Origin of the sequence: Paraburkholderia sp. (assembly GCF_026225065.1) — a bacterium.
GTDB lineage: Bacteria > Pseudomonadota > Gammaproteobacteria > Burkholderiales > Burkholderiaceae > Paraburkholderia.
In genome coordinates this window covers 1-23,001 of sequence record NZ_JAMFSB010000149.1, presented here as the reverse complement: position 1 = coordinate 23,001, position 23,001 = coordinate 1, and the positions used below count along the sequence as shown (strand labels likewise).

20 protein-coding genes are annotated in these 23,001 nt (G+C 62.2%); 14 read left to right on the top strand and 6 right to left on the bottom strand.

Translation table 11 applies throughout. The features are described from left to right. The first annotated feature begins 203 nt into the window (after positions 1 to 203). Positions 204 to 524, top strand: a complete 321-nt coding sequence (locus tag M0954_RS11550; protein ID WP_123388533.1) for an Mpo1-like protein — start codon at positions 204 to 206, stop codon at positions 522 to 524. 16 nt (positions 525 to 540) lie between these two features. On the opposite strand, the gene M0954_RS11545 is transcribed toward M0954_RS11550, so the two are convergent. Continuing rightward, on the bottom strand, positions 541 to 1,857 hold the full coding sequence (locus M0954_RS11545; protein WP_122151906.1) for a YihY family inner membrane protein: 1,317 nt from the start codon (positions 1,855 to 1,857) through the stop codon (positions 541 to 543). Between the two features lie 107 nt (positions 1,858 to 1,964). On the opposite strand from M0954_RS11545, the gene wrbA reads away from it, so the two are divergent. The 4 genes from wrbA to M0954_RS11525 all read left to right on the top strand — a co-directional run bounded on the left by wrbA (position 1,965) and on the right by M0954_RS11525 (position 5,396). Further along, the gene (gene wrbA / locus M0954_RS11540; protein WP_297353298.1) at positions 1,965 to 2,567 is read left to right on the top strand and encodes an NAD(P)H:quinone oxidoreductase; all 603 of its coding nucleotides are present in this window, start codon (positions 1,965 to 1,967) and stop codon (positions 2,565 to 2,567) included. Further along, positions 2,564 to 2,959, top strand: coding sequence for a DUF2069 domain-containing protein (locus M0954_RS11535; protein ID WP_123388535.1), 396 nt, complete (start codon positions 2,564 to 2,566; stop codon positions 2,957 to 2,959). Before wrbA ends, M0954_RS11535 begins: the two co-directional genes overlap by 4 nt. A gap of 112 nt (positions 2,960 to 3,071) precedes the next feature. Continuing rightward, on the top strand, positions 3,072 to 4,538 hold the full coding sequence (locus M0954_RS11530) for an FAD-binding oxidoreductase (protein WP_297353296.1): 1,467 nt from the start codon (positions 3,072 to 3,074) through the stop codon (positions 4,536 to 4,538). A gap of 36 nt (positions 4,539 to 4,574) precedes the next feature. Continuing rightward, positions 4,575 to 5,396 (top strand): metallophosphoesterase, encoded by an 822-nt coding sequence (locus M0954_RS11525; RefSeq protein WP_122155384.1) that lies wholly within the window; start codon positions 4,575 to 4,577, stop codon positions 5,394 to 5,396. A gap of 48 nt (positions 5,397 to 5,444) precedes the next feature. On the opposite strand, the gene M0954_RS11520 is transcribed toward M0954_RS11525, so the two are convergent. Together M0954_RS11520 and M0954_RS11515 are read right to left on the bottom strand one after the other, a co-directional pair. Next, positions 5,445 to 5,600: a hypothetical protein gene (locus M0954_RS11520; protein ID WP_166660749.1), complete on the bottom strand. Its 156-nt coding sequence runs from the start codon at positions 5,598 to 5,600 to the stop codon at positions 5,445 to 5,447. 203 nt (positions 5,601 to 5,803) lie between these two features. After that, complete coding sequence (locus M0954_RS11515; RefSeq protein WP_297353294.1) at positions 5,804 to 6,742, bottom strand: LysR family transcriptional regulator; 939 nt, start codon at positions 6,740 to 6,742, stop codon at positions 5,804 to 5,806. 155 nt (positions 6,743 to 6,897) lie between these two features. Between M0954_RS11515 and M0954_RS11510 the strand changes: the two genes are divergently transcribed. The 7 genes from M0954_RS11510 to M0954_RS11480 all read left to right on the top strand — a co-directional run bounded on the left by M0954_RS11510 (position 6,898) and on the right by M0954_RS11480 (position 14,419). Beyond that, on the top strand, positions 6,898 to 8,574 hold the full coding sequence (locus M0954_RS11510; protein WP_297353292.1) for an efflux transporter outer membrane subunit: 1,677 nt from the start codon (positions 6,898 to 6,900) through the stop codon (positions 8,572 to 8,574). A 14-nt stretch (positions 8,575 to 8,588) separates the two neighbouring features. Beyond that, positions 8,589 to 10,793: an FUSC family protein gene (locus tag M0954_RS11505; protein WP_297353290.1), complete on the top strand. Its 2,205-nt coding sequence runs from the start codon at positions 8,589 to 8,591 to the stop codon at positions 10,791 to 10,793. After that, complete coding sequence (locus M0954_RS11500; RefSeq protein WP_074263943.1) at positions 10,783 to 10,983, top strand: DUF1656 domain-containing protein; 201 nt, start codon at positions 10,783 to 10,785, stop codon at positions 10,981 to 10,983. The genes M0954_RS11505 and M0954_RS11500 overlap by 11 nt, the downstream gene beginning before the upstream one ends. Positions 10,984 to 10,996: 13 nt before the next feature. Further along, a complete protein-coding gene (locus M0954_RS11495) occupies positions 10,997 to 11,857 on the top strand; it encodes an HlyD family secretion protein (protein ID WP_297353288.1) in 861 nt (286 codons plus the stop codon). A gap of 890 nt (positions 11,858 to 12,747) precedes the next feature. After that, positions 12,748 to 13,260 carry a PAAR domain-containing protein gene (locus tag M0954_RS11490; protein WP_297353286.1) on the top strand — a complete coding sequence of 171 codons (513 nt, stop codon included), beginning with the start codon at positions 12,748 to 12,750 and terminating at the stop codon, positions 13,258 to 13,260. 2 nt (positions 13,261 to 13,262) lie between these two features. Beyond that, entirely contained in the window at positions 13,263 to 13,937 is a 675-nt protein-coding gene (locus M0954_RS11485) for a M35 family metallo-endopeptidase (protein ID WP_297353284.1), read from the top strand. After that, the gene (locus tag M0954_RS11480; RefSeq protein WP_297353282.1) at positions 13,934 to 14,419 is read left to right on the top strand and encodes a hypothetical protein; all 486 of its coding nucleotides are present in this window, start codon (positions 13,934 to 13,936) and stop codon (positions 14,417 to 14,419) included. The genes M0954_RS11485 and M0954_RS11480 overlap by 4 nt, the downstream gene beginning before the upstream one ends. Before the next feature lie 169 nt (positions 14,420 to 14,588). Here M0954_RS11480 and M0954_RS11475 read toward each other — a convergent pair whose 3' ends face one another. Further along, positions 14,589 to 16,259, bottom strand: coding sequence for a methyl-accepting chemotaxis protein (locus tag M0954_RS11475; RefSeq protein WP_297353280.1), 1,671 nt, complete (start codon positions 16,257 to 16,259; stop codon positions 14,589 to 14,591). Positions 16,260 to 16,693: 434 nt separating this feature from the next. Here M0954_RS11475 and M0954_RS11470 point away from each other — a divergent pair, with 434 nt between their 5' ends. Then, on the top strand, positions 16,694 to 17,944 hold the full coding sequence (locus M0954_RS11470; RefSeq protein WP_297353278.1) for an MFS transporter: 1,251 nt from the start codon (positions 16,694 to 16,696) through the stop codon (positions 17,942 to 17,944). A 174-nt stretch (positions 17,945 to 18,118) separates the two neighbouring features. After that, positions 18,119 to 20,029 carry a propionate--CoA ligase gene (locus tag M0954_RS11465; protein ID WP_297353276.1) on the top strand — a complete coding sequence of 637 codons (1,911 nt, stop codon included), beginning with the start codon at positions 18,119 to 18,121 and terminating at the stop codon, positions 20,027 to 20,029. On the opposite strand, the gene M0954_RS11460 is transcribed toward M0954_RS11465, so the two are convergent. Together M0954_RS11460 and M0954_RS11455 are read right to left on the bottom strand one after the other, a co-directional pair. Then, complete coding sequence (locus tag M0954_RS11460) at positions 20,026 to 20,811, bottom strand: 5'-methylthioadenosine/adenosylhomocysteine nucleosidase (RefSeq protein WP_297353274.1); 786 nt, start codon at positions 20,809 to 20,811, stop codon at positions 20,026 to 20,028. The genes M0954_RS11465 and M0954_RS11460 overlap by 4 nt on opposite strands. Beyond that, the coding region (locus tag M0954_RS11455; protein ID WP_297353271.1) for a 3'-5' exonuclease at positions 20,808 to 23,001 on the bottom strand (2,194 nt) is incomplete at its 5' end. The genes M0954_RS11455 and M0954_RS11460, both read right to left, overlap by 4 nt.

Below are 23,001 nucleotides of genomic sequence, written 5' to 3'. Positions count from 1 at the left end.
AGCTCAACAATAGCGCCGCCCGGCGGCGCGCACCATCGGCCGAATGGCCAGGTTGCGCGCATCCGCCGATGGCCGCACAATGGTTCAGGCCCATCCGGTTTCAGACACTGATAGAAGCACTTGTCCCCGACCGGGTTCGCCATGCAGCACAAATGGGCATGGCGGGGGATGGACCACAAGAGAGCTGCGAAACGGAGGCCAAGATGTCTCAACCCGCTCATACCGAACGCTTCGCGAGTTTCGCGGAGTTTTATCCGTTTTACCTCGAAGAGCATCGCAACGTTGTGTCGCGGCGGCTGCACTTTGTCGGCTCGCTGGGCGTGATTGGCTGTCTGGCCATGGCGCTCGCCACCGGCGACTGGCTGTGGCTGCCGGCTGCGCTTGTCAGTGGCTATGGGTGTGCGTGGATCGGGCATTTCTTCTTCGAGAAGAACCGCCCCGCCACATTCCGGCACCCCGTCTATAGCTTGATGGGTGACTGGGTGATGTTCAAGGATATCTGCGTCGGGAAGATTTCCCTCTAGCGCGAAGGCACGCCGCTCACGCCGTCTGAGGCGGCATTGCCGAACTGCGTCCCTCGGCTTCGGCCGCCGCCCGCATGGCACGCGCCGACGCCCGCAGGGCGAGCAGCGACGCGAGCGAGACACTCAGCTTGTCGTTCTCGAGCGCCGCCAGCAACGTCGCGCCGTCGACCCGGGTGGACTCCAGATTGAGCTGATATTCGAGCTCCGCGCGGTCGATCACGAACAGGTCGAAGAGCCGCTCCACCGTCACCTGGGCAGGATTGGCCAGCAGCAGGAAACGCGGGCGCGAGCCGTCTTCCTGCAGACGCGCGATCCACTCGATCTCCTCGAGCGTATCAAGCAAGTGAGTGGTCGTATCCATATCCCGGCGCAACATGCGCGCGAGATCCTGCAGCGTGTACCCAGGCTTGCCCGCTTCGCGTGCCTCGGAGAGGCGCGCGAGCATTTCGAGTGCATCGAACAGATTGCTGCCCGCAAAGCGCGGCCGGTGAAACTGCCCTATGCGGATCGCTGGCAACGCCGAAGCCACCATCGCGCCCGCCAGCGTGATAAACCAGCTCAAGTACATCCACAGCAGGAACATCGGCACCGCCGCAAACGCGCCGTACACCGCCGTATAAGTCGGAATGCGCCGGATGTAATAGCCGAAGCCGCGTTTCGCCAGTTCGAACGCAATGGCCGCGCCCACGCCGCCCACTACCGCATCGCGCCACTCCACCCGGCAATTCGGCAGATACACGTAGAGCATCGTGAAAGCGAGCGCCGTGAGCGGCAGCGCCGCGCCGGTCAGCGCCCAATCGATCACCGGCGTGATGTGCTGCGCGGCGCTGAACGCCATCGAGCGTGTGAACAGATACGAAGAAATCGACAGGCTGACGCCGATCAGAATCGGTCCCAGCGTGATGATGGCCCAATAGACCAGCACGCGCTGCGCGAAGGGTCGCGGCTTGCGCACCCGCCAGATCACATTGAACGCAGATTCGACGGTCATCATCGTCATCACCGAGGTGACGAACAGGACGATCATGCCCATCGTCGTCAGGCCTTTGGCCTTGGCCGCGAACTCGTTCAGGTATTTGAAAATCTGGTCGTTGATCTGCGACGGCATCAGATGGTCGGCCAGAAAACCCTGTAGCGACATCTGGAACGAACCGAAGATCGGGAACGCGGTGAACAAGGCGAACGCCACCGTCGCAAGCGGCACGAGCGAGAGCATGGTGGTGAACGTCAGACTGCCGGCCACCTGGGGAATGCGATCTTCGCTGCTGCGCTTCGCGGCGAATTGCGCGAGACGTTTAAGCGTATCGAGGTCGAAACGCACCCTGGACAACAAACCCTGCCTCCTTGCTTCATGAACCGTGTAGGGCTCGCGCCAGTTGCCCGCGAGCCGCCTGTGCTGCGGACCCAACCCCTATAATACCTGCTCACTCGATCAGGCCTATGAAAGACATTCTCGTGCTCTACTACAGCCGTTACGGCGCCACGCGGGAGCTCGCGCTGGCGATCGCGCACGGTGTCGACAGCGTCCCCGGCATGCAGGCGCGTGTGCGCACCGTGCCGCCCGTCTCGACCGTCTGCGAGGCGACCCAGCCCGATATTCCGGCGGAAGGACCGCCCTACGTCGAGCTGCGCGATCTGGAAGAATGCGTGGGCCTGGCGCTCGGTTCGCCGACCCGCTTCGGCAACATGGCCGCTGCGCTCAAATACTTTCTCGACGGCACCACGCCGCAGTGGCTGTCCGGCGCGCTCGCCGGCAAGCCGGCTTGCGTGTTCACGTCCACCGGCAGCCTGCACGGCGGCCAGGAATCCACGCTGCTGTCGATGATGCTGCCGCTCCTGCATCACGGCATGCTGATCGTCGGCATCCCGTACACCGAGACCACGCTGACTACCACGCTGACAGGCGGCACGCCTTACGGAGCATCGCATTTCGCGCGGGCCGATTCTGCGGAACAGGGTATTTCCGCAGATGAGAAGACACTTGCCGTCGCGCTCGGCGCACGCGTCGCACGCACGGCTGCCGCCATGAGCGAACGTCCGTGAGCACGCCCGATTCGGTTTCGTCGCCCCCACGACGACGCGGCGCCGCGCTCGGCGCAGCCGCGGCGCTGATCGCGCTGATCGTGCTCTCGGTTGTCTGGGAGTGGTGGCTCGCGCCGCTGCGTCCGGGCGGCACCGCGCTCGTTCTCAAAGCCGTGCCGCTGCTGCTCGCCCTGCCCGGCGTGCTGCGCCAACGGCTCTATACGCTGCAATGGGCGTCGATGCTGATCCTGCTGTATTTCGCCGAAGGCATTGTGCGCGGCTGGAGCGATCGCGGCCTGTCCGCGCAGCTCGGCTGGCTCGAAACACTGCTTGCTGTCGTTTTCTTCGTCTGCGCACTGGCGTATGTCGGCCCGTTCAAGCGCGCGGCACGGCGCGCGAAGCGGGCCGCGTGAAGTTATGCGCTTATGCCGCCTGTCGGATTGCGGCTCGCAACGCGCAGCTCCCACAGATCAACCGTAGACGAGGCGCCGTCACGTGTTCGCCTCCCTCTTCTGACCGACCATCATGACCCAACCCGCTTCTCAACCCGCTTCTCAACCGGCATCGAACGTGGCCCCAAGCGCCGCCTTTATTGCGGCTTGCCGCGATGCTATCGGTGCAGCACACGTTCTGACCGATTCCCACGACACCGCTTCCTACCTCACCGACTGGCGCCGCCGTTACACCGGTGCGGCCTGCGCGGTGCTGTGTCCGGCGACACCCGACGAAGTTGCCGCTCTGGTGAAACTGGCGGTGGAGTACCGCATCGCGCTAGTGCCGCAAGGCGGCAACACGGGGCTGGTCGGCGGCGCCACGCCGGATGCCAGTGGCACGCAAGCGGTGCTCAGTCTGCGCCGTCTAAACCGCGTCCGCGATATCGACCCGCACAACAACACGATCACCGTCGAAGCTGGCGTTATCCTCGCCGACGTTCAGGCCCGCGCAGAAGAAGCCGGCCGCCTGTTCCCGCTGAGTCTGGCCGCCGAAGGAAGTTGCACGATCGGCGGCAATCTCGCTGCCAACGCCGGCGGCACGGGTGTGCTGCGCTATGGCAATACGCGCGAACTCTGCCTCGGTCTCGAAGTGGTGACCCCGCAGGGCGAGTTGTGGGACGGCCTGCGTGGCCTGCGCAAGGACAACACCGGCTACGATCTGCGCGACCTGTTCATCGGCGCGGAAGGCACGCTCGGCATCATCACCGCGGCTGTGCTGAAACTGCATCCGCAGCCCGCGGCGCGCGTCACGGCGCTTGCCGCGCTCGCCTCGCCGCACGCGGCGCTCGACTTTCTCACGCTCACGCAGCGCTTTGCCGGTCCGCTTCTGACCGGTTTCGAGTTGATGTCCGATTTCTGCTTGCGGCTCGTCAACCGGCATTTCGCGCAGATGCGCTATCCGTTCGCCGAGTCTCACGCGCAGGTCGTGCTGCTCGAACTATCGGACAGCGAAAGCGAAGAACACGCACGCGCCCTCTTCGAACGACTGATGGAAACAGCGCTCGAGGAAGGACTGGTGGAAGACGCGGTAGTGGCGGAAAACCTCGCGCAATCGCAGGCTTTCTGGAATCTGCGCGAACACATTCCGCTTGCACAGGCTGAAGAAGGTCTCAACATCAAGCACGACATCGCCGTGCCGATCTCGCGCATCGGACACTTCATCACCGAAACGGACGCAGCGATTGCGCAAGCCATGCCGGGCGTACGCATGGTGACGTTCGGCCACCTCGGGGACGGCAATCTGCACTACAACGTGCAAGCCCCAGAAGGCGTCGATGCGAAAGCGTTTCTCGCGCAGTACCAGAGTCCGATCAACCAGATCGTCTACGACAACGTGCATCGGCATCGCGGCAGCATCAGCGCGGAACACGGGCTCGGCCAGTTGAAGATCGACGAGGCGATGCACTACAAGCAGGACGTGGAAGTGGAATTGATGCGCGCTGTCAAACGCGCGCTCGACCCGCTTAACCTGATGAATCCCGGCAAGGTGCTACGCTAGGAGTACGGGCTTTCCATCCACCGAGGAGTGCCGTTCGTGAAGATCCGTGTGCTGTCCGACCTGCATCTGGAGTGCCACGAGCCGGAAGTGATTCCGCATGCGCAAGCGGATCTGATCGTGCTTGCCGGCGATATCCACAATCACGCCGCCGCTCCTCGCTGGGCCGCTGAGACGTTCGACGGGGCTGCGCCCGTCGTCTACGTACCGGGCAATCACGAATACTACGACGGCGAATTCGGCGCGCTGGAAGCGGCCATGCGTGATGCGGCGGCATCGGTCGAGAACGTGCACTTTCTGAATAACGCGGCGCTGGTGGATCCCGCCGGCGAGTGGCGCGTGCTCGGCACCACCTTGTGGACCGACTTCACGCTCTATGGCGCCGACGAAGAAGCCCTCGCTATCTCGACGGCCGCAGCCCAGCGCGTCATGCTCGACTTCAAAGGGCTGATTCAGCTCACGTGGCCGCACGACGGCTCAGCCGCAGCGAACACCGCTGCTACACGCGATTTCACCCCTGCTGACTCCCTCGCGCTGCACGCGCAGGCGCGCGCGTGGCTAGAGCAGGAATTGAGCAAGCCATTCGCGGGGAAAACCATCGTGGTCACGCATCACGCGCCGCACCGGTTGAGTCTCGCCGAGCGCTATGCGGATGACCGCGTCTCGGCCGGCTTCATTAGCCATCTGCCGACGCTGGTGCGCTCACCGGTTGCACTGTGGATTCACGGCCATACGCACACGGCGTTCGATTACGCCGTCGATGGCACGCGGGTCATATGCAACCCGCGCGGCTATCTCGACCGTCGCACCGGGCAGCCGGAAAATCCGCAGTTTGCGTGGGACAGGGTGGTCGAAATATAGGATGTTTGAACCGACACGGGCAGCGTCATTGACGCTACCCGCACGCGCTCAGCGGCGGCGCGGATATCCAGCTGCGTCGCGACGCTCGGCGCGGATCGGCACCAGTTGCGGCTGTGCGCGCAGATTGCGAAGCAGGTCGCGCGAGGCGGCAATTCCAATCAGTCCCAGCATGACGGCCACGCCGATCAGCAGATGCGTATCCATGAGTCCCTCTTCGTTCCAGTAAATTCAGATTCCTGACTGCAACCCAGCTCGGTCGGCCAGCGCGTTGACCCAACGTTATCAAATCAAATCGGCGGGAGAAGTAAGGAAATGTTGCGATGCCGTAGATCTGTAACAGCCTGTGATGCGCGCCGGGAACGATGTGTCAACGCGAACCGGCGGACGGCGTCCGCCGGAACCCGCGCTCACGTGCGGGCGAATTTGCGCAGTTCGGCCTGATCGGTGGCGAGCGTCGAGGGTAGTTCGTCACGCAGAAATTCAACCCAGGTACGGATCTTCGCATCGAGATACTGGCGCGACGGGTACAGCGCGTATATGTTCATTTCCTGCGACGTGTATTCCGGCAACACCCACATCAACTGACCGCTGCGCAGGCCGCTGATCGCCGAATAGATCGGAATGAGGCCGATACCCATACCCTCGCGCACCGCCACCGCCAGCGCTTCCGCGACATTCACCTGAAACGTCGCCGCGCCTAGCGCCAAGGTCTCCTGACCATTAGGGCCATCGAAAGTCCATTCGTTTTTCGGAAATACCGGCATGACCATCTGCAGACAGGTGTGGCGGCTGAGATCCGATGGCGTCTGCGGCACGCCGTTGCGCTCGAGGTAAGCAGGCGACGCGCACGCAACGCTAAAGGCACTCCCCAGGCGCTGCGACACGAGGCCCGAGTCGGGCAGATCCTGGGCCAGCACGAGCGCCACGTCGTAGCCCTCGTCGAGCAGGTCGGGCATCCGTTGCGCCAGCGTCAATTCAACCTGCACTTCCGGATAGCGCTGCTGATAACGCCCGATGGCTGGCACCACATAGTGCTGACCGAAACTCGTCATGGCGTGGACTTTCAACTTGCCGGACGGCTTGGCGTGAGCGTCACTGGCTTCGGCTTCCGCCTGATCGACGTAGGCCAGAATCTGTTCGCAACGCTGCAGATAACGCTCGCCGGCTTCGGTCAGCGCGATGCGGCGCGTAGTGCGATTGAGCAAACGCGTGCGCAGATGCGCCTCGAGATCGGAGACCGCGCGCGACGCGTACGCCGTGGTGGTATTGAGGTGCTGCGCGGCACCGGTGAAGCTGCCCGCTTCGACGACGCGGGTGAAAACACGCATGTTTTGAAGCGTATCCATACCTATCCTCACTGAGACGAAGCGATTGTTACACGCTTCGCAAGAGCGATTATCTCAATTCCCGTAAAAATGCCTTGCATCTTTACGGGTTATTCGTGAATACATCGAAAAATATAATGGCGCACAGCGTACTTTAGTCAATAAAGGAGTAAATCGTGCAGCCTCCGGTACAAAAAGGGATCGCCGCGATCGCGGTTCTTACGATCTCCATGATAATCGCCGGCTGCGCCAGTACCGGAGGCATCGCGCCTCAGGCACGTGGAGTGAATCCGTCCTCGCTCGATGCCGGCGCGGCGATTCGTGCCGCCAATGCCGAGGCGCAGTGGCCCGCTGCCGACTGGTGGCGTATCAATAACGATCCGCAGCTCAATGCGTGGATCGACGCGGCGCAGGCCGACAATCCGGCGCTCGCCGTTGCGCAGGCGCGGGTGCGCGAGGCGCAGTCGCTAGCCGGGGTGGCGCACGCGGCGCTCTCGCCGCAGGTCAACGGGAATCTGTCGCTCGAGCGTCAGCACTGGCCGGACAATATCTATTACGGCCCGGGCCCCCTCTCCAACACCACGTCCTACGACAACACCGGCACGCTCGGCCTGTCCTATCACCTCGATCTGTGGGGCAAGGACAAGAACGCCGCCGAGCAAGCGCTCGACGCCGCCCACGCCAGCGCAGCCGACGAACGCGCCGCGCAGCTCGAACTCGAAGCGAACGTAGTGCGTGCGTATATCGGCATGTCGATGAATTACGCGCTGCTCGACATCGCCCAGGCGACGCTGCAACAGCAACAGCAGATCGTCGATCTCGCCACGCGCCGCCTCAAAGGCGGTCTCGGCACACAGCTCGAAGTGAGCCAGGCCGAAACGCCGGTGCCCGAGTACGAACGCCAGATCGACGCGCTAGAGGAGCTGATCGCGCTGGGCCGCAATCAGCTTGCGGCATTGGCCGGCAAGGGTCCGGGCGCAGGCGATTCGATTACGCGGCCGACGCTGTCTCTCAACGCCCCCGCTGGCCTGCCTTCGACGCTGCCTGCCGAGCTGCTTGGCCATCGGCCCGACATCGTCGCGGCGCGCTGGACCGTGGCGGCGCAGGCACGCGGTATCGACGTCGCCAAAGCCAACTTCTATCCGGACATCAACCTGCTGGCATCGCTGGGCGGCTATGCCGCGGCAGGCCCGCTATTCCAGTTCCTCAAATCGACCAACGGCGGCTGGATCGCCGGCCCGGCGATGTCGCTGCCGATCTTCGACGGCGGCCGGCTGCGCTCGCAACTGGGCGCCGCGGATGCCGGTTATGACACGGCGGTCGAGCAGTACAACCAGACCATTGTCAGCGCGCTGAAGGACGTGGCGGACCAGGTCGTGCGGATCCGTTCTCTGGAGACGCAGGCCAACGATGCCGATCGCTCGGTCACTGCGGCACACAAGAACTATGACCTTGCGAAGGAAGGCTACCGGCGCGGTCTGACGGACTATCTGAATGTGCTGGTGGCGCAGAACCAGTTGCTGCGCGCACAGGAAGGCGTCGCGCGCGTGCAGGCCGAGCGGCTTGGTGCGCATGCTTCTCTGATGACGGCGCTGGGTGGCGGACTCGCCGATCCGGCCGACGGTCCGAAGACTGATGAAACGCTTCCGGCGCATGAGAAGGGCAAAACGGTGTCCTCGGGTGGCGAGACAGCTAGCAACGGCAAGGGGGCGAACTCAGCGGCACCGGCGAGTGCCAGTGGCACGACGGAACGGGCGGCAGCTGATGACAGCAAAACGGCAAAGACGATGCCTCCGACCGCTAAGGTAGCGGCAGGCGCTCAGGCCTCGGCCTACGCGCCCGCAGTGCAGTAAGGGCCGAACCGACCATGTCCGCCTCCCCTTCCTCCGCCCCGCGCCAGCCGCTCACGCCGGCGGCCTTCTACACGGCAGCCGCCGACTGGGCCCGCACCGACGGCCTTACCTGGATCTATCTCTTCAAAGCGCTGGCTGCCGCGTTTCTTTCCCTGTACGTAGCAATGAAGCTCGACCTGCCGCAGCCGCGTACTGCGATGACGACCGTCTTCATCGTGATGCAGCCGCAAAGCGGCATGGTGTTCGCCAAGAGCTTCTACCGGATCTGCGGCACGGTGGTCGGGCTCGTCGTCATGCTGGCTCTGATTGGGCTGTTTGCCCAGCAACCGGAACTCTTCATCGCGTCGACGGCGATCTGGGTCGGCATCTGCACTGCGGGCGCCGCGCGCAACCGCAATTTCCGCACGTATGGCTTCGTGCTGGCCGGCTACACCGCCGCGTTGATCGGATTTCCTGCAGCACAACATCCGGACGGCGCGTTCATTTCCGCAATGACCCGCGTCGCGGAAATCGTGGTCGGCATTGTCTGTTCTGGCGCGGTGAGCGGGCTGGTGTTCCCGCAGTTCACCGGCGAACAGATGCGCACCACGATACGCCGCCGTTTTAGTGCGTTTGTCGAATACGTTTCGGCGTCGCTGTCAGGCCAGGTCGATCGCGCGCAGATCGAGGCCACCAATGCGCGCTTTGTCGCTGACATCGTCGGCTTCGAAGCGATCCGCAGTGTCGCCGTGTTCGAAACCCCCGCCTCGCGGATGAGAGGCGGCCGCCTGTCGCGATTGAACAGCGAGTTCATGACTGCGTCGACGCGCTTTCACGCCTTGCATCAGTTGATGAACCGGCTGCACGAAGCCGGCGCCTCCGCTGCTATCGAAGCCATCGAACCGTACTTCAAGGAGATCGCGCCGCTCCTCGACAAATCCGGCGAGCCGGTTCTGAGCGCCGCCGATGCCGTGCGCGTAACCGAGCAACTGGACGCCTACAAGACCGAGTTGCCCAACCGGCTGCGTGCAACGCGCGAAGCGCTGGAAGCCCGGCCCGAAGTGCCGCTGCTCGATTTCGACACCGCCGCCGAACTGCTCTACCGCTTCATCGACGATCTGCACGCGTATGCGGCCACGTACGCATCGCTGGCGAGCGATACGCACGAGCGCGAGCGCTGGATCGACCGCTACGAGCCGAGGACTAACGCGTTGTTTGCAGGTGTCGCCGGCGTGCGCGCGACGATCGTGATCGCGCTATTGGGCGTGTTCTGGATCGCGAGCGCGTGGCCGAGCGGCGTCACGCTGCTGCCTGTCGGCGCGGCGACCTGCGCGCTGGCATCCACATCGCCGAACCCAACCCGCATGGCATTCCAGATGGCGGGCGGCACGCTCCTGTCATCGCTGATGGGGATGGTCGTGGTGTTCGGGCTATATCCGCACGTCGACGGTTTTCCTTTGCTTTGCGTCGTACTCGCGCCGTTCCTGCTGCTCGGCGTATTCATGACGACGCGCCCGAAGCTGGCCGGCTACGGCGTGGGGTACTGCATTTTCTTTTGCTTCCTCGCGGGTCCGGACAACGTGATTCACTACGATCCGACCGGCGTGATCAACGATGGGCTGGCGCTGTTTCTGTCGATGCTCGCGTGTTCGGTCGCATTCGCGCTGCTCCTGCCGCCGTCGCTGCCGTGGATGCGCAACCGCCTGTTGATCGACCTGCGCCGCCATGTCGTGACGGCCTGCAGCTCACGTCTGGCGCGGCTGCGCTCCCGCTTCGAAAGCGGCGCACGCGACCTGATGTTCCAGATCAACGCGCTCGCCGAGACAGAACCCGAGGTCAAGCGCGACAGCCTGCGCTGGCTGTTCGCCGTGCTCGAAGTGGGTAACGCGATCATCGATATGCGGCGAGAAATCGCCACGTTACCGCCGCAGGCCCACTACGCCAAAACGATGCCGTGGCGCGTTGCCGAACGCAAGATGCGCGACGCGCTCGCGGCGCTCTTCGACCGGCCGAGCGTACAACGGATGGACACCGCGCTCGCAGCGACGATCGACGCCACTGCCGCCGTCCAGCAATTGCTGTCGACGTTCACACCACCGCGTGAGGAGCGTCATCAACTGCAACGCATCTTGAGTCATTTGCATTTCATTCGTACTGCGCTGCTCGATCCGCAATCGCCGCTGGAGACGCTGGTGGGCACGCGGATCGAGAGACAAGAAGGAGTTCGCCATGCCACGTGAAGTTGCTGTGCTTGACGCTTACGTGCCGGCCATTGTGTTGATGTTTATTGCCGGCGCTGTGCTTACATGGGTGTTGGATCGTGCGATTGCCTATACGGGACTGTATCGCGTGGTGTGGCATCCGAACCTGTTCCGGGCCAGCTTGCTCGTATGTGTGTGCGGCGTGCTGGGTCTCGCCGTTTATCGTTGATCAGAGTCGAATCATGACCATCCGAAATATTCTGGGTTTTGTGGCAACAGCCGTCGTCTTCATTGTTGCGCTGTTGATAGGCCGTGCCTTATGGGTTCACTACATGGACGAGCCGTGGACACGCGACGGGCGGGTGCGCGCGGACGTCGTGAACATTGCGCCGGACGTCTCGGGCGCGGTGGTGGCACTGCCGGTGCACGACAACGAGTTGGTGAAGAAGGGCGATTTGCTGATGCAGATCGACCCCTCGCATTACCAGATCGCGGTCGAGCAGGCACAGGCTGCCGTCGCAGCACGCAAGGCCGAGTTGCAGATGCGCCGCGACGACGCACAACGCCGCGCGGACATGGACAGCCAGGTGGTATCGAAGGAGAGCCAGGAAAACGCGACGCATACGGCGTCTGCTGCGGAAGCGGGTTATGAGCAGGCGCTGGCCGCGCTAGATGCGGCGAAATTGAATCTGGAGCGCACGCGCGTGGTGTCGCCGGTGGATGGTTATGTGACGAATCTGAGCGTGTTCCAGGGGGACTTTGCTATTGCGGGCTCGGCGAAGCTCGCTATTGTGGATAGTCACTCCTTCTGGGTGTATGGGTATTTTGAGGAGACGAAGCTACCGCACGTGAATGTTGGCGATAAGGCCGAGATGCGGTTGATGAGTGGTGGCGTGTTGCAGGGTCACGTGGAGAGCATTTCGCGGGGGATTTATGACCGCGATAATCCGCAGAGCCGCGAATTGCTGGCTGATGTGAATCCAACTTTTAACTGGGTCAGGTTGGCACAGCGGGTGCCTGTGAGGATTCAGATCGATCACGTCCCTGATGGGGTTGTTTTGTCGGCTGGGACTACTTGTACTGTTGTTGTTAAGGCTGGGTGATTTTTTTGCCTGCATGCCCGCGCCGTTGGCCTTTCCCTGATTTGTTATCGGTCTATTAGCTTCTCCCCCGTGCGAGGCGGCACCGCGACGTTTTCCTGGCCAGAGGGACCAAAAGGTCTTTGCACTTTGCACCTCGTACTTGTTGGCAGCTGCCGCGGGCGTAGCTCCGAAGATGCCCCCCCTCTGCAAACCGGTTGCCTCCTGCGCAAGAGGTCCGGGTTCTTCCCGTGACCGTTCCCATGCGGACGCGAATAAGCGCGAAGTGGCCGTGGCCGAGGGGCTGCAACGGGGTCAGCAGTTCGCACCTCGAACCGGCGAAGCCCGTCAGATGGGTTCCAGAGTCGCTGCATCCCAACAGAAGTGTGGACATTGCGGATGTTTTTGCGCACACGGTCTGCATGGAGGCGTGGTTTGTTCGCCAGCCGAATTGTGCCTCGACTTTCTACGACCAATTTTCAGACTCTTCCGCACGAATTGGGATGGCATGCGGGGTAAAAACCTTCAGGAGCTAAATAATAAGCTCCGCATCGCGGCCTCCTAATCTTTGTAGTCCTGCTGAATCAGGCCGCACCTCTCAAACAATCGCAAGGAGGCGAGGTCAATGGCAAACCTGCTGGGTGCACTTCAAGCCCTACCGGGGCGACAGGCGTATCACCTCGACGGGATAGCGAAGTACAGGCAACGCCTGCGCTGCCGTTCGACACTCTCACCTACGATCAGCAATACACGCTGACAGATAGCGACGGCTCACCGCTCGGGAATGTCCGCTAACGGGTAAGCATGGGCGGCGATGTTCTTGCAAGCGGCGTAACAGACTCGCGGGGCCAAACAGAACTCATCGCCACCGAGGACGCACGCCGCCTAACACTCGAAATCATCGGAGGCTATTGATGCGTATTCCTGTAGTCAAATTTGGCGACTCCACCACTACGGGAGGAGAGGTACTGGCGTTCAAAGCGCGCCTGCACGACAAAGGCAAGAAACTTGCGCTTGACGGCGAGCATGCGACGTGCGGCAACTGCAAAGGTTCGTGGCCGATGTTTGGGACCGGCAACGGGATAAGCAACCAAGGGACTCAGGTAGTAATCGACGGTGATGACGTGCTATGTCCGTGTGGCGAGAACCGCGTTATCGCCAGTGCAGACGCTCGATACTTTATTCACAAGCACCCTGACGCATCGAAGACGAGCATGGCAGAGCCATCGCGCGAATCGCCGATAGTCACGCAATATGACGAACAATTTACGTTGCTCGATGAAGCACGGCGGCCGCTCGAGAATGTGCGATACCGCATCGTGGTTGGCGGCGAACGGGTAATAGCGGGGCTTACGGATGCGAACGGGAAAATCGAGCGCGTCGCTACACCCACAGCATCAAGTCTAAAACTTCAATTGGGGAAATAAGAGTGTCCGACAATACGGAATGGGAAACCGTGCATGACTCAGCGGTGGCAAACACGAATCCCGACTCAATGGTGCATGTCACAATCAATACGACGCCGATCTGCCAAAATGTGACTAATCAGGAGTTTAGGCAGATCGTCATGAAAGTCAGAGACGCCGCAGTTTTGCTAGTGAAAGAACGTATTGCGGCATTCTCAAAATGGGACGATCAGGAAAGAGCACGCGTCATCTATTACTTTGGACGAGCCGACGAAGAAATTAGAGGTGCGCTTGCGGCAGGTCTGCCCAGATTGCTGTCGGCACTTCAGGAGCTTGTGCCTGAGAAGATTGTTCGATGGGATAATGCTTTGAACAGAAATCTTACGTGCGCGCTCACGCCCGATAGCGGGCAGAATCGCGCTAGCGTGTGTAAACCTGATTCAGCAAAGCGAATTATTGCGATCTATACCGCATTCTGCACAGACTCTAATGGCGAATTGTGGCACGCAGCGAAGGTGAAAACGCTGATTCATGAATGTACACATTATACAGACACTTTTAATTCGGATGATATTGCGTATGGCAATACTGACAGCGGAATGCACGCATTTGCGTTAGGCAACCCAGACAAGGCTATACGAAACGCCGATAGCATTGCGGGGTATATTGCAACCTTTGATAAAGCCGTTGCCAGATGAAAAATAAACTCTTTGCGTTATTATTCTTCACGACAACAGCCGTTATGCCTTGGCTTTCTGGAGCAGCACGTGCATGTACTATCGGCGAGGAGATGCAGACTCAGTTGCCGTTCAACGCTACCGAGATCTCTAACGCGGACAGGCTTGCAATTGCAGACATTGTCATTGAAGCCAAAAAGTGGCCCGATGTACAAATACAAGCAGTTGTGATTGCGGGCGCATATAAAGGCGAAGATGACCTGGATAGGCTGAAGGATGCCCGAGCCGCGAACGTTAGAGCGTATTTACAGCAGCTTGGCATTAAGAGCGGAAATATAATAACTGACAAAAAGACGTTCACAGACGATATGGTGGTAAAAATCCCCGGCGGCTCACTCACTGTCAATCAAATCGTGGTCGAGTTGACACCGATATGTGAGGGTAGTTGCGCGCGGCTTTGCAATGATCCGCGGGTGACGCCTACGAGCAAGGTAATCCAGTAAGCCCAAACCAGCTTGATTCCGGCCCAGCTTCGACAGGGCTGCGAGGTCAATGAGGAACATGGAATCGGATCGTGCGGTCCCAATGGGCGCGAGAATCCGTGTGGCACTAGTGAACCAAACCAGCAGCACTAAACGAGCCCCGCTTCAGCGGGGCTTCGTTTGTCTGCCATCACCCCTGCAACCTAAACCTCCCCACCATCCCCTTCAAAGCCTTAGCCTGATCATCAAGCGCGCGAGCAGCAGCCGTAGCCTGCTCAACAAGCGCTGCATTCTGCTGAGTCCCGGCATCCATCTGCGTAACCGCGAGGTTAACCTCCTCGATGCCAGAACTCTGCTCAGCAGAAGCAGCCGAGATCTCCCCCATGATGTCAGTGACGCGCTTCACAGCTTTCACCACCTCCTCCATCGTATTCCCGGCATCCTGAGCGAGCGCCGAGCCATTCCCCACCCGCTCCACCGACGTGCTGATCAACCCCTTGATCTCCTTGGCCGCGCCAGCACTGCGCTGCGCCAAATTCCGCACCTCAGCCGCCACCACTGAAAACCCACGCCCCTCTTCCCCCGCGCGCGCCGCCTCAACGGCCGCGTTCAACGCCAGAATGTTCGTCTGGAATGCAATCCCTTCAATCACCCCAATGATGTCGCCAATGCTCTTCGCGCTGTCGTTGATCTCGTTCATCGTCGACACCACGCGGCTCACCACCGCGCCCCCCTTCTCCGCAATCTCCGAAGCATTATTCGCCAGCGTGCTCGCCTGCTTCGCGTTGTCAGCGTTCTGCCGTACCGTCGAGGTCAACTGCTCCATGCTGCTCGCCGTGCGCTCCAGCGCCATCGCCTGTTGCTCGGTGCGTTGCGACAGGTCCTGGTTGCCCATCGAAATCTCGCCCGATGCCGTCGCAATCGCGTCAGCGCTCGCCGCGATGTCCGATACCGTCGTCGAGAGCCCGCTCTGCATGTCATGCAGCGCCGATAGCATACTCGAATGATCGTTGCGTGCCAGCGCAATCTGGTTCGACAGATCCCCCGCCGCAATCCGGCTCGCAATCTCCTTTGCGTACACCGGCTCGCCTCCCAGTTGACGCGCCAGCCGTCGCACCACCCATTCGCTGATCACAAACGCCAGCACGATCAGGCCAATCGTCATCGCCGCCATCGTCACGTACGACGAGCGGTAAATGAACGCCGAGGCGTCGATGGTCGCCTTTGCGGCCACGCTGCGTTGCTCCACCAGCGCGTCCACCATCTTCTCGAGCTTTTCGGTCTCCACCAGCAAGGACACATCCTGCATGCCCACCTGCCAGTTCATCTGCGACAGATCGAGCGGCTGTGCCTTCACCAGCTTCACAAAATCGCGCAGATGACCGCTCCATGTCCCGACCGCCGCGGTGAATTTCTTCTGCTGCGAGACCTGATCCGCATCGGCGGGGTCGACATACTGCTGCAGCGTGTTCATCTGCGCCGACAGGCCGGCGAGACCCTTGTCGATGTCCGAGCCGAGTTCGTCGCGCTCCTTGGCCGTCGTCGCGGTCAGCAGCATCTTCTGCGCACGGCTCGCCCGCAGTACATAACCTCGTGCTTCTTCTGCCGCCCGGCTCGCAACGTGGCCCTGGTCGTAGATCGATTGCGCCGAACCGTTGAGCCGGCTGATCTGCGTCAGCGAAAACACCCCGATCACCAGCGTGCCGATCAGCACCGCGGCGAAAGCCAGTCGGAGCGTCGCCTTCACGGACAAACCCTTGAGCCGCCCAACCGGCGCGCGCGAACCCGACGGGCCGCCCGCCGGTTCATCACTCGCCACGAAGCCCACACCCGGCTGGCTGCCCAGCGAAACTGCTTTCATATTTGGTCCTCACGTATGACCAGCCGGAAAGGTCGGTTCCGGCATTCCTTGTTATCTCTTCGGGTCTACGGCATCAGTGGCAGCAATCTTTAGTACAGCCGTCGTGCAGTGTTCCGCCCCCAACGCGCATCCACCGTGTGAATAGCGCGCCCGCGACGGCTTTATACACAGCCAAAATTCCCCTGACAGAAGGCACCGAGGCATCGCAAATAGTCGGTCTTTGTGACCGACGTTTGGCTGATCGCCCCTCCGTGGTGCCGGCATTACCCTATTTGATGTCTGATTCGCGACAAAACTTGTCCGAACATTTCACGCAAGCCACATTACACTTCGTGAAACGTCAGATAGTTCCGGGTAGTGTGACGATATGGCGCAGACGGTATCGTCACCCAGCGGATCCGGCCCCGCTCACTTTCTCTCCTTCTCTCACGCGCATGGAAACGAGCCTCGATAAAAACACCCTCGCCGGCGTCTCAAGCAGCACCGCCGCTGCCCCTCTGGCCGCCAAGGCCCAACGCACGGTGTACTCGGTGCTCGGCGCAATCAGCTTCACGCATCTGATCAACGACATGATCCAGTCGCTGATCCTCGCGATCTATCCGATGCTGAAGGACAACTTTTCGCTGTCGTTTGGGCAGATCGGCCTGATCACGCTGACCTACCAGATCACGGCATCGCTGCTGCAACCGCTGATTGGCATCTACACCGACAAGCATCCGAAGCCGTATTCCCTGCCCGTCGGTATGGGCTTTACGCTTTCCGGCCTGCTGCTGATGTCGGTTGCGCCGAGTTTCGGCATTCTGCTGGTGGCCGCGGCACTCGTCGGCTGCGGTTCGTCGGTGTTTCATCCGGAATCGTCGCGGGTCGCGCGGATGGCCTCGGGCGGCCAGCATGGTCTCGCGCAGTCGCTGTTCCAGGTGGGCGGCAACGCCGGTTCGTCGCTAGGGCCGCTGCTCGCCGCGCTGATCATCATTCCGCACGGCCAGCGCAGCATTGCGTGGGTGTCGGTGGCGGCACTGGTCGCGATCGTCGTGCTCACGCAGATCGGCCGCTGGTACAAGCATCATCCGGCCACGAAAAAGGCCAAGGGCGCGCAGGCCGGCCATGCAACGCTGTCGCGCAACAAGGTGCTGTTCGCGATGAGCGTGCTGATGTTACTGGTGTTCTCGAAGTACTTCTATCTCGCCAGCATCAACAGCTACTTCACGTTCTATCTGATCGACAAGTTCCATCTGCCGGTGCAGGCCGCGCAGATCCACCTGTTCGTGTTCCTCGCGGCCGTCGCGGCAGGCACGATGATCGGTGGACCGGTGGGTGACCGGATTGGCCGCAAGTATGTGATCTGGGTGTCGATCCTCGGCGTTGCGCCCTTCACGCTGCTGATGCCGTATGCCAACCTGTTCTGGACCGGCGTCCTCACTGTCGTGATCGGCGTGGTGCTGGCGTCGGCGTTCTCGGCGATCCTCGTCTATGCGCAGGAGCTGATTCCAGGCAAGGTCGGGATGGTCGCGGGCCTGTTCTTCGGCCTCGCGTTCGGCATGGGCGGGATCGGTGCGGCGGTGCTGGGCCAGTTGGCGGACGCGACCAGCATCGCTTATGTGTACAAGGTCTGCTCGTTCCTGCCGCTGATCGGCGTGCTGACGGTGTTCTTGCCGGATGTCGAGGGAAAGCGCGCGAAGGCGTGAGTTTCGTGTGACGTGAAGATGGACGGAGAAAGGCGCTGCGGCGCCTTTTTCGTTTTGCGGGGCGAGCCGGGCAGCCTATGGTGAACCCGCGTTGTCCGCGCTGGCACGCGTGCTCTATGCTGTGCGGACGCGCACCGTCACGCTCACAACATATCGCAGGAAGGATCGCCGCCGATGACCCGTTACCGCGAGTTCCACCGCCGTTCCATCGAAGCCCCTGAAGACTTCTGGCGCGACGAAGCGCGGCGCATCCATTGGGAGACGCCGTTCGAGACGGTGCTCGACCGCTCGAATCCCCCGTTTGCGCGCTGGTTCGTCGGCGGTAGGACCAACCTGTGCCATAACGCGGTGGACCGGCATCTCGCCGAACGCGCCCAGCAGAACGCACTCGTCTACGTATCGACGGAGACTGGCATCGAACGGCGCTACACGTACGCCGAGTTGTACGCCGAAATCAACCGGATGGCCGCGGTCATGCGCTCGCTCGGCGTCAAGCGGGGCGACCGCGTGCTGATCTACCTGCCGATGATCCCCGAGGCGGTGTTTGCGATGCTCGCCTGCGCGCGGCTCGGCGCGATTCACTCTGTCGTGTTCGGCGGTTTTGCGGCGCCGAGTCTCGCGGCGCGCATCGACGACGCAACCCCGGCGCTGATCGTGACCGCCGACGCCGGCGCGCGCGGCGGCAAGGTAATCGACTACACGCCGCTCGTCGACGAGGCGCTCGCCCGCGCCAAGCACAAGCCGCCGCATGTGCTGCGGATTGACCGGCAGCTCGCGCCCGAGCGGCTGAACGCCAGCTACCTGGTCGACTACGAGCCGCTGCGCGAACAGTTCTTCGACGCGCATGTGCCATGCGAATGGCTGGAGTCGAACGAGCCTTCGTATGTCCTTTACACGTCAGGCACCACCGGCCGTCCGAAAGGCGTCGTGCGCGACGTGGGCGGCTATGCGGTGGCTCTGGCGGCATCCATGGAGTACATCTACGAGGGCCGCGCGGGCGACACGATGTTCACCGCGTCGGATATCGGCTGGGTGGTCGGCCACAGCTACATCATCTACGCACCGTTGATCGCGGGCCTGACCACGGTCATGTACGAAGGCACGCCGATCCGTCCGGACGGCGGCATCTGGTGGCGACTCGTCGAGCAGCATCGGATCAACCTGATGTTCACCGCGCCGACCGGCTTGCGTGTGCTCAAGAAGCAGGATCCAGCGCTACTGAAGAAGTACAACCTGTCCAGCTTGCGGACTCTGTTTCTCGCTGGTGAGCCGCTGGACGAACCCACAGCCTCTTGGATCTCCGACGCGCTCGGCAAGCCAATCGTAGACAACTACTGGCAGACCGAGACCGGCTGGCCGATGCTCGCAATCCAGCGCGGCGTCGAAGCGTTACCGGCCAAGCTCGGCTCGCCGGGCGTGCCCGTGTACGGCTACGACCTGACGCTGCGCAACGAGCAGACCGGCGAGGTGTGCGCGGCGGGCGAGAAAGGCGTGATCACGCTCGGCTATCCGCTGCCGCCGGGTTGCATGTCGACGGTGTGGGGCGACGACCGGCGTTTCGTCAGTACGTATTGGTCGAGCGTGCCGGACCAGCAGCTCTATTCGACTTTCGACTGGGGCATCCAGGATGACGACGGCTACGTGACGATCCTCGGACGCACCGACGACGTGATCAACGTTGCGGGTCACCGGCTCGGCACGCGGGAGATCGAGGAAGCAATATCGAGCCACAAGGCCGTGGCCGAGGTCGCGGTGGTGGGTGTTGCTGATCCGCTGAAGGGCCAGGTCGCGCTGGCGTTCGTGGTGCTGCGCGATGCGGACCGTTATGCGGCGGACAAGGCGCGCCTGAAACTCGAGGCCGAACTGGTTTCGACGGTCGACCGCCAACTCGGTGCGATTGCACGGCCGGCGCGGGTGCATTTCGTGGCGATGCTGCCGAAGACGCGTTCCGGCAAGCTACTGCGCCGCGCGATCGCGGCGCTGGCGGAAGGCCGCGATCCGGGTGACCTGCCGACCATCGAGGATGCGAGCGCGTTGCAGCAGGTGCGCGATGCGCTGGCGGCGGCCGCGGGTGGCAAGACCTAGGCTCGCGCCTGCAAGAACCGCTTGAGAATGCCGTTCGAATAGGTCCCGGCGATCTCGGTCAAAAACGAAGCAAACGACGCGGGCGCATGCGCGTCCGCCGTATCGGACACCGTGCGCACGATCGCACACGGCACGCCGTACTCGTGACAGACCTGCGCGATCGCCGCGCCTTCCATTTCGACCGCGAGTGCATCCGGCAACGCCTCGCGCAGCGCCTCGACGGCCGCCGCGCTGGCAACGAACTGATCCCCGCTGATGATGAGGCCCCGGTGCACCTGTGGCAATTGCGTGCCGAAGCGTGCCGCTACCGCCTCGCCCTCTTCCGCGACAAAGCGTTCAGTCGCCGCTGCGAGTTGATCCGCCAGCACCTGATCCGCAGCGAAACGTGCGATGCCAAGCAACGGCACCTCGAAACGCGGAAACAACGGCGACGCATCAAGATCGTGCTGCACCAGGGTATCGGCGACGACCACATCGCCAATCCGCACTTCACGCCCCACGCCACCGGCGACCCCGGTAAACACCACCGCGTCGACATCGAACACATGAATCAGCGCGCTGACCGTCGCCGCGGCGGCCACCTTGCCGATACGTGCCAGCGTCACGACACACGGCGCGCCGTGCACAGTGCCGAGGTGATAATCGCGGCGGCCATGCGTGACCGTACGGACACCAGACTCTGCACGCATCGCATCGACCAGATCGCCGAGTTCCTGCGGCAACGCCGCCATCACCCCAAGCGGACGACGACCGCCTGCCGCTCCGGTTTGCGTCGTGCTCATTCGACCGCCTGCAGTTTGGCGACGGCGAGCGCCAGCCACTTTTCGCCGTGCCGCTTGAATTTGACCTGTGCTTTCGCATCGGCGCCGCCACCTTCGAGCGCGATGATCGTGCCTTCGCCGAACTTGGTGTGGAACACCTGCTGGCCGACCCGGAAACCGCTTTCGGCTGCGCGTGTTTCATTGGCGAAAGCCGGCAGCGGCGCCGAGGTCGACGACGACGGACCCGTGTAACCCGGCCGCGCAAACCAGTCGCGGCCATAGCCAGCGTTATCGGAACGGCCGCCCCAGCGTGAACCCGCCTCGACCTTCGGCGTAAGCCACTTGAGCGTTTCCTGCGGCAACTCGTCGAAGAAACGCGAACGGATGTTGTAGCGCGTCTGGCCATGCAGCATCCGGCTCTGCGCGAACGACAGGTACAAGCGCTCCTTCGCACGCGTAATCGCGACATACATCAGGCGGCGCTCTTCTTCGAGGCCATCGGTTTCCATCGCGCTGTTCTCGTGCGGGAACAGACCTTCTTCGAGGCCCGTGATGAACACCGCGGTGAACTCGAGCCCCTTCGCCGCGTGGACCGTCATCAGCTGCACGGCTTCCTGGCCGGCCTGCGCCTGGTTGTCGCCCGCCTCCAGCGACGCGTGCGACAGGAAGCCGGCGAGCGGTGTCATCGTGTCGGGGTTTTGCGCGGGGTCGGTGACGTCCGGCGCATCGAGGACGACGGTATTGGGATCATCCGCCTCCGACACGAGCTCCGGCGCGGACGTCGCACCCGGGCGCAGCGGGATGGAGCGCGCGGGCGTATCGAGACCGTAGCCTTCTTCACTGACGAACGCTGCGGCCGCGTTGACCAGTTCCTGCAAGTTTTCGAGGCGATCCTGACCTTCGCGCTCGGACTGATAGAACTCCGACAGACCGCTCGCACGCACGACATATTCGACCGTTTCCGGCAAGCTCATCTGCTGCGTTTCCGCGCGCATCTTGCCGATCAGATTGGCGAAGCTGGCGAGACTCGACCCCGCCTTGCCGGCGACGTACGGAACCGCCGCGGCCATGGAACAGTTGTAGAGACGCGCGGCGTCCGCGAGCTGCTCGATCGAGCGCGCGCCGATTCCACGAGTCGGAAAGTTGACGACCCGCGAAAGCGCGGTGTCGTCGTTGGGGTTGTCGATCAGGCGCAGATAGGCGAGCGCGTGCTTGATTTCCTGACGCTCGAAGAAGCGCAGACCGCCATACACGCGGTAGGCGATGCCCGCGTTCACCAGCGTGTGTTCGATGGTGCGCGACTGGGCGTTGCTCCGGTACAGCACGGCGACTTCGCTGCGCGAGGTGCCGGTGCTGATGAGCGCCTTGATCTCCTCGACGATCCAGCCAGCCTCTTGCGTATCGGTGGCGGCTTCATAGACGCGCACCGGCTCGCCGTGACCCGCATCGGTACGCAGGTTCTTGCCCAGACGCCGCGAGTTATTGGCGATCAACTGATTGGCCGCATCGAGGATGTGCCCGTGCGAGCGGTAGTTCTGCTCGAGCTTGATCAGATGCTGGACGTTGAACTCCTGTTCGAAGTCGCGCATGTTGCCAACGTTTGCACCGCGAAACGCGTAGATGGACTGATCGTCGTCACCGACGGCAAAGATCGAATTGGTCTGCCCGGCCAGCAGTTTCAGCCACGCATACTGGAGCTTGTTGGTGTCCTGAAACTCGTCGACAAGGACGTGCCGAAAGCGCGCCTGATAGTGGGCGCGCAAGGGCGGATTGTGCGCGAGCAGTTCGAAGCAACGCAGCAGCAGTTCGGGGAAATCGACGACGCCTTCGCGTTGGCATTGCTGGTCGTAGGCCTCGTAGAGCTCGACGAATTTGCGGTTGAAGTTATCGGTAGCGTCGACGTCTTTGGGGCGCAGGCCCTGCTCTTTGGCGTTGTTGATGAAGTACTGGAGATTTTTCGCCGGGTACTTTTCATCGTCGATGTTCAGGCCCTTCATCAGACGCTTGATCGCGGAGAGCTGATCGGCGGTGTCGAGAATCTGGAAGGTAGCGGGCAAGGCGGCGTCGCGATGATGGGCGCGCAGCATGCGGTTACAGAGGCCGTGGAAGGTGCCGATCCACATGCCTCTAGTGTCGATGGGCAGGAGCGCTTGCAGGCGCGTCATCATTTCGCGGGCGGCTTTGTTGGTGAACGTTACCGCGAGGATCGTT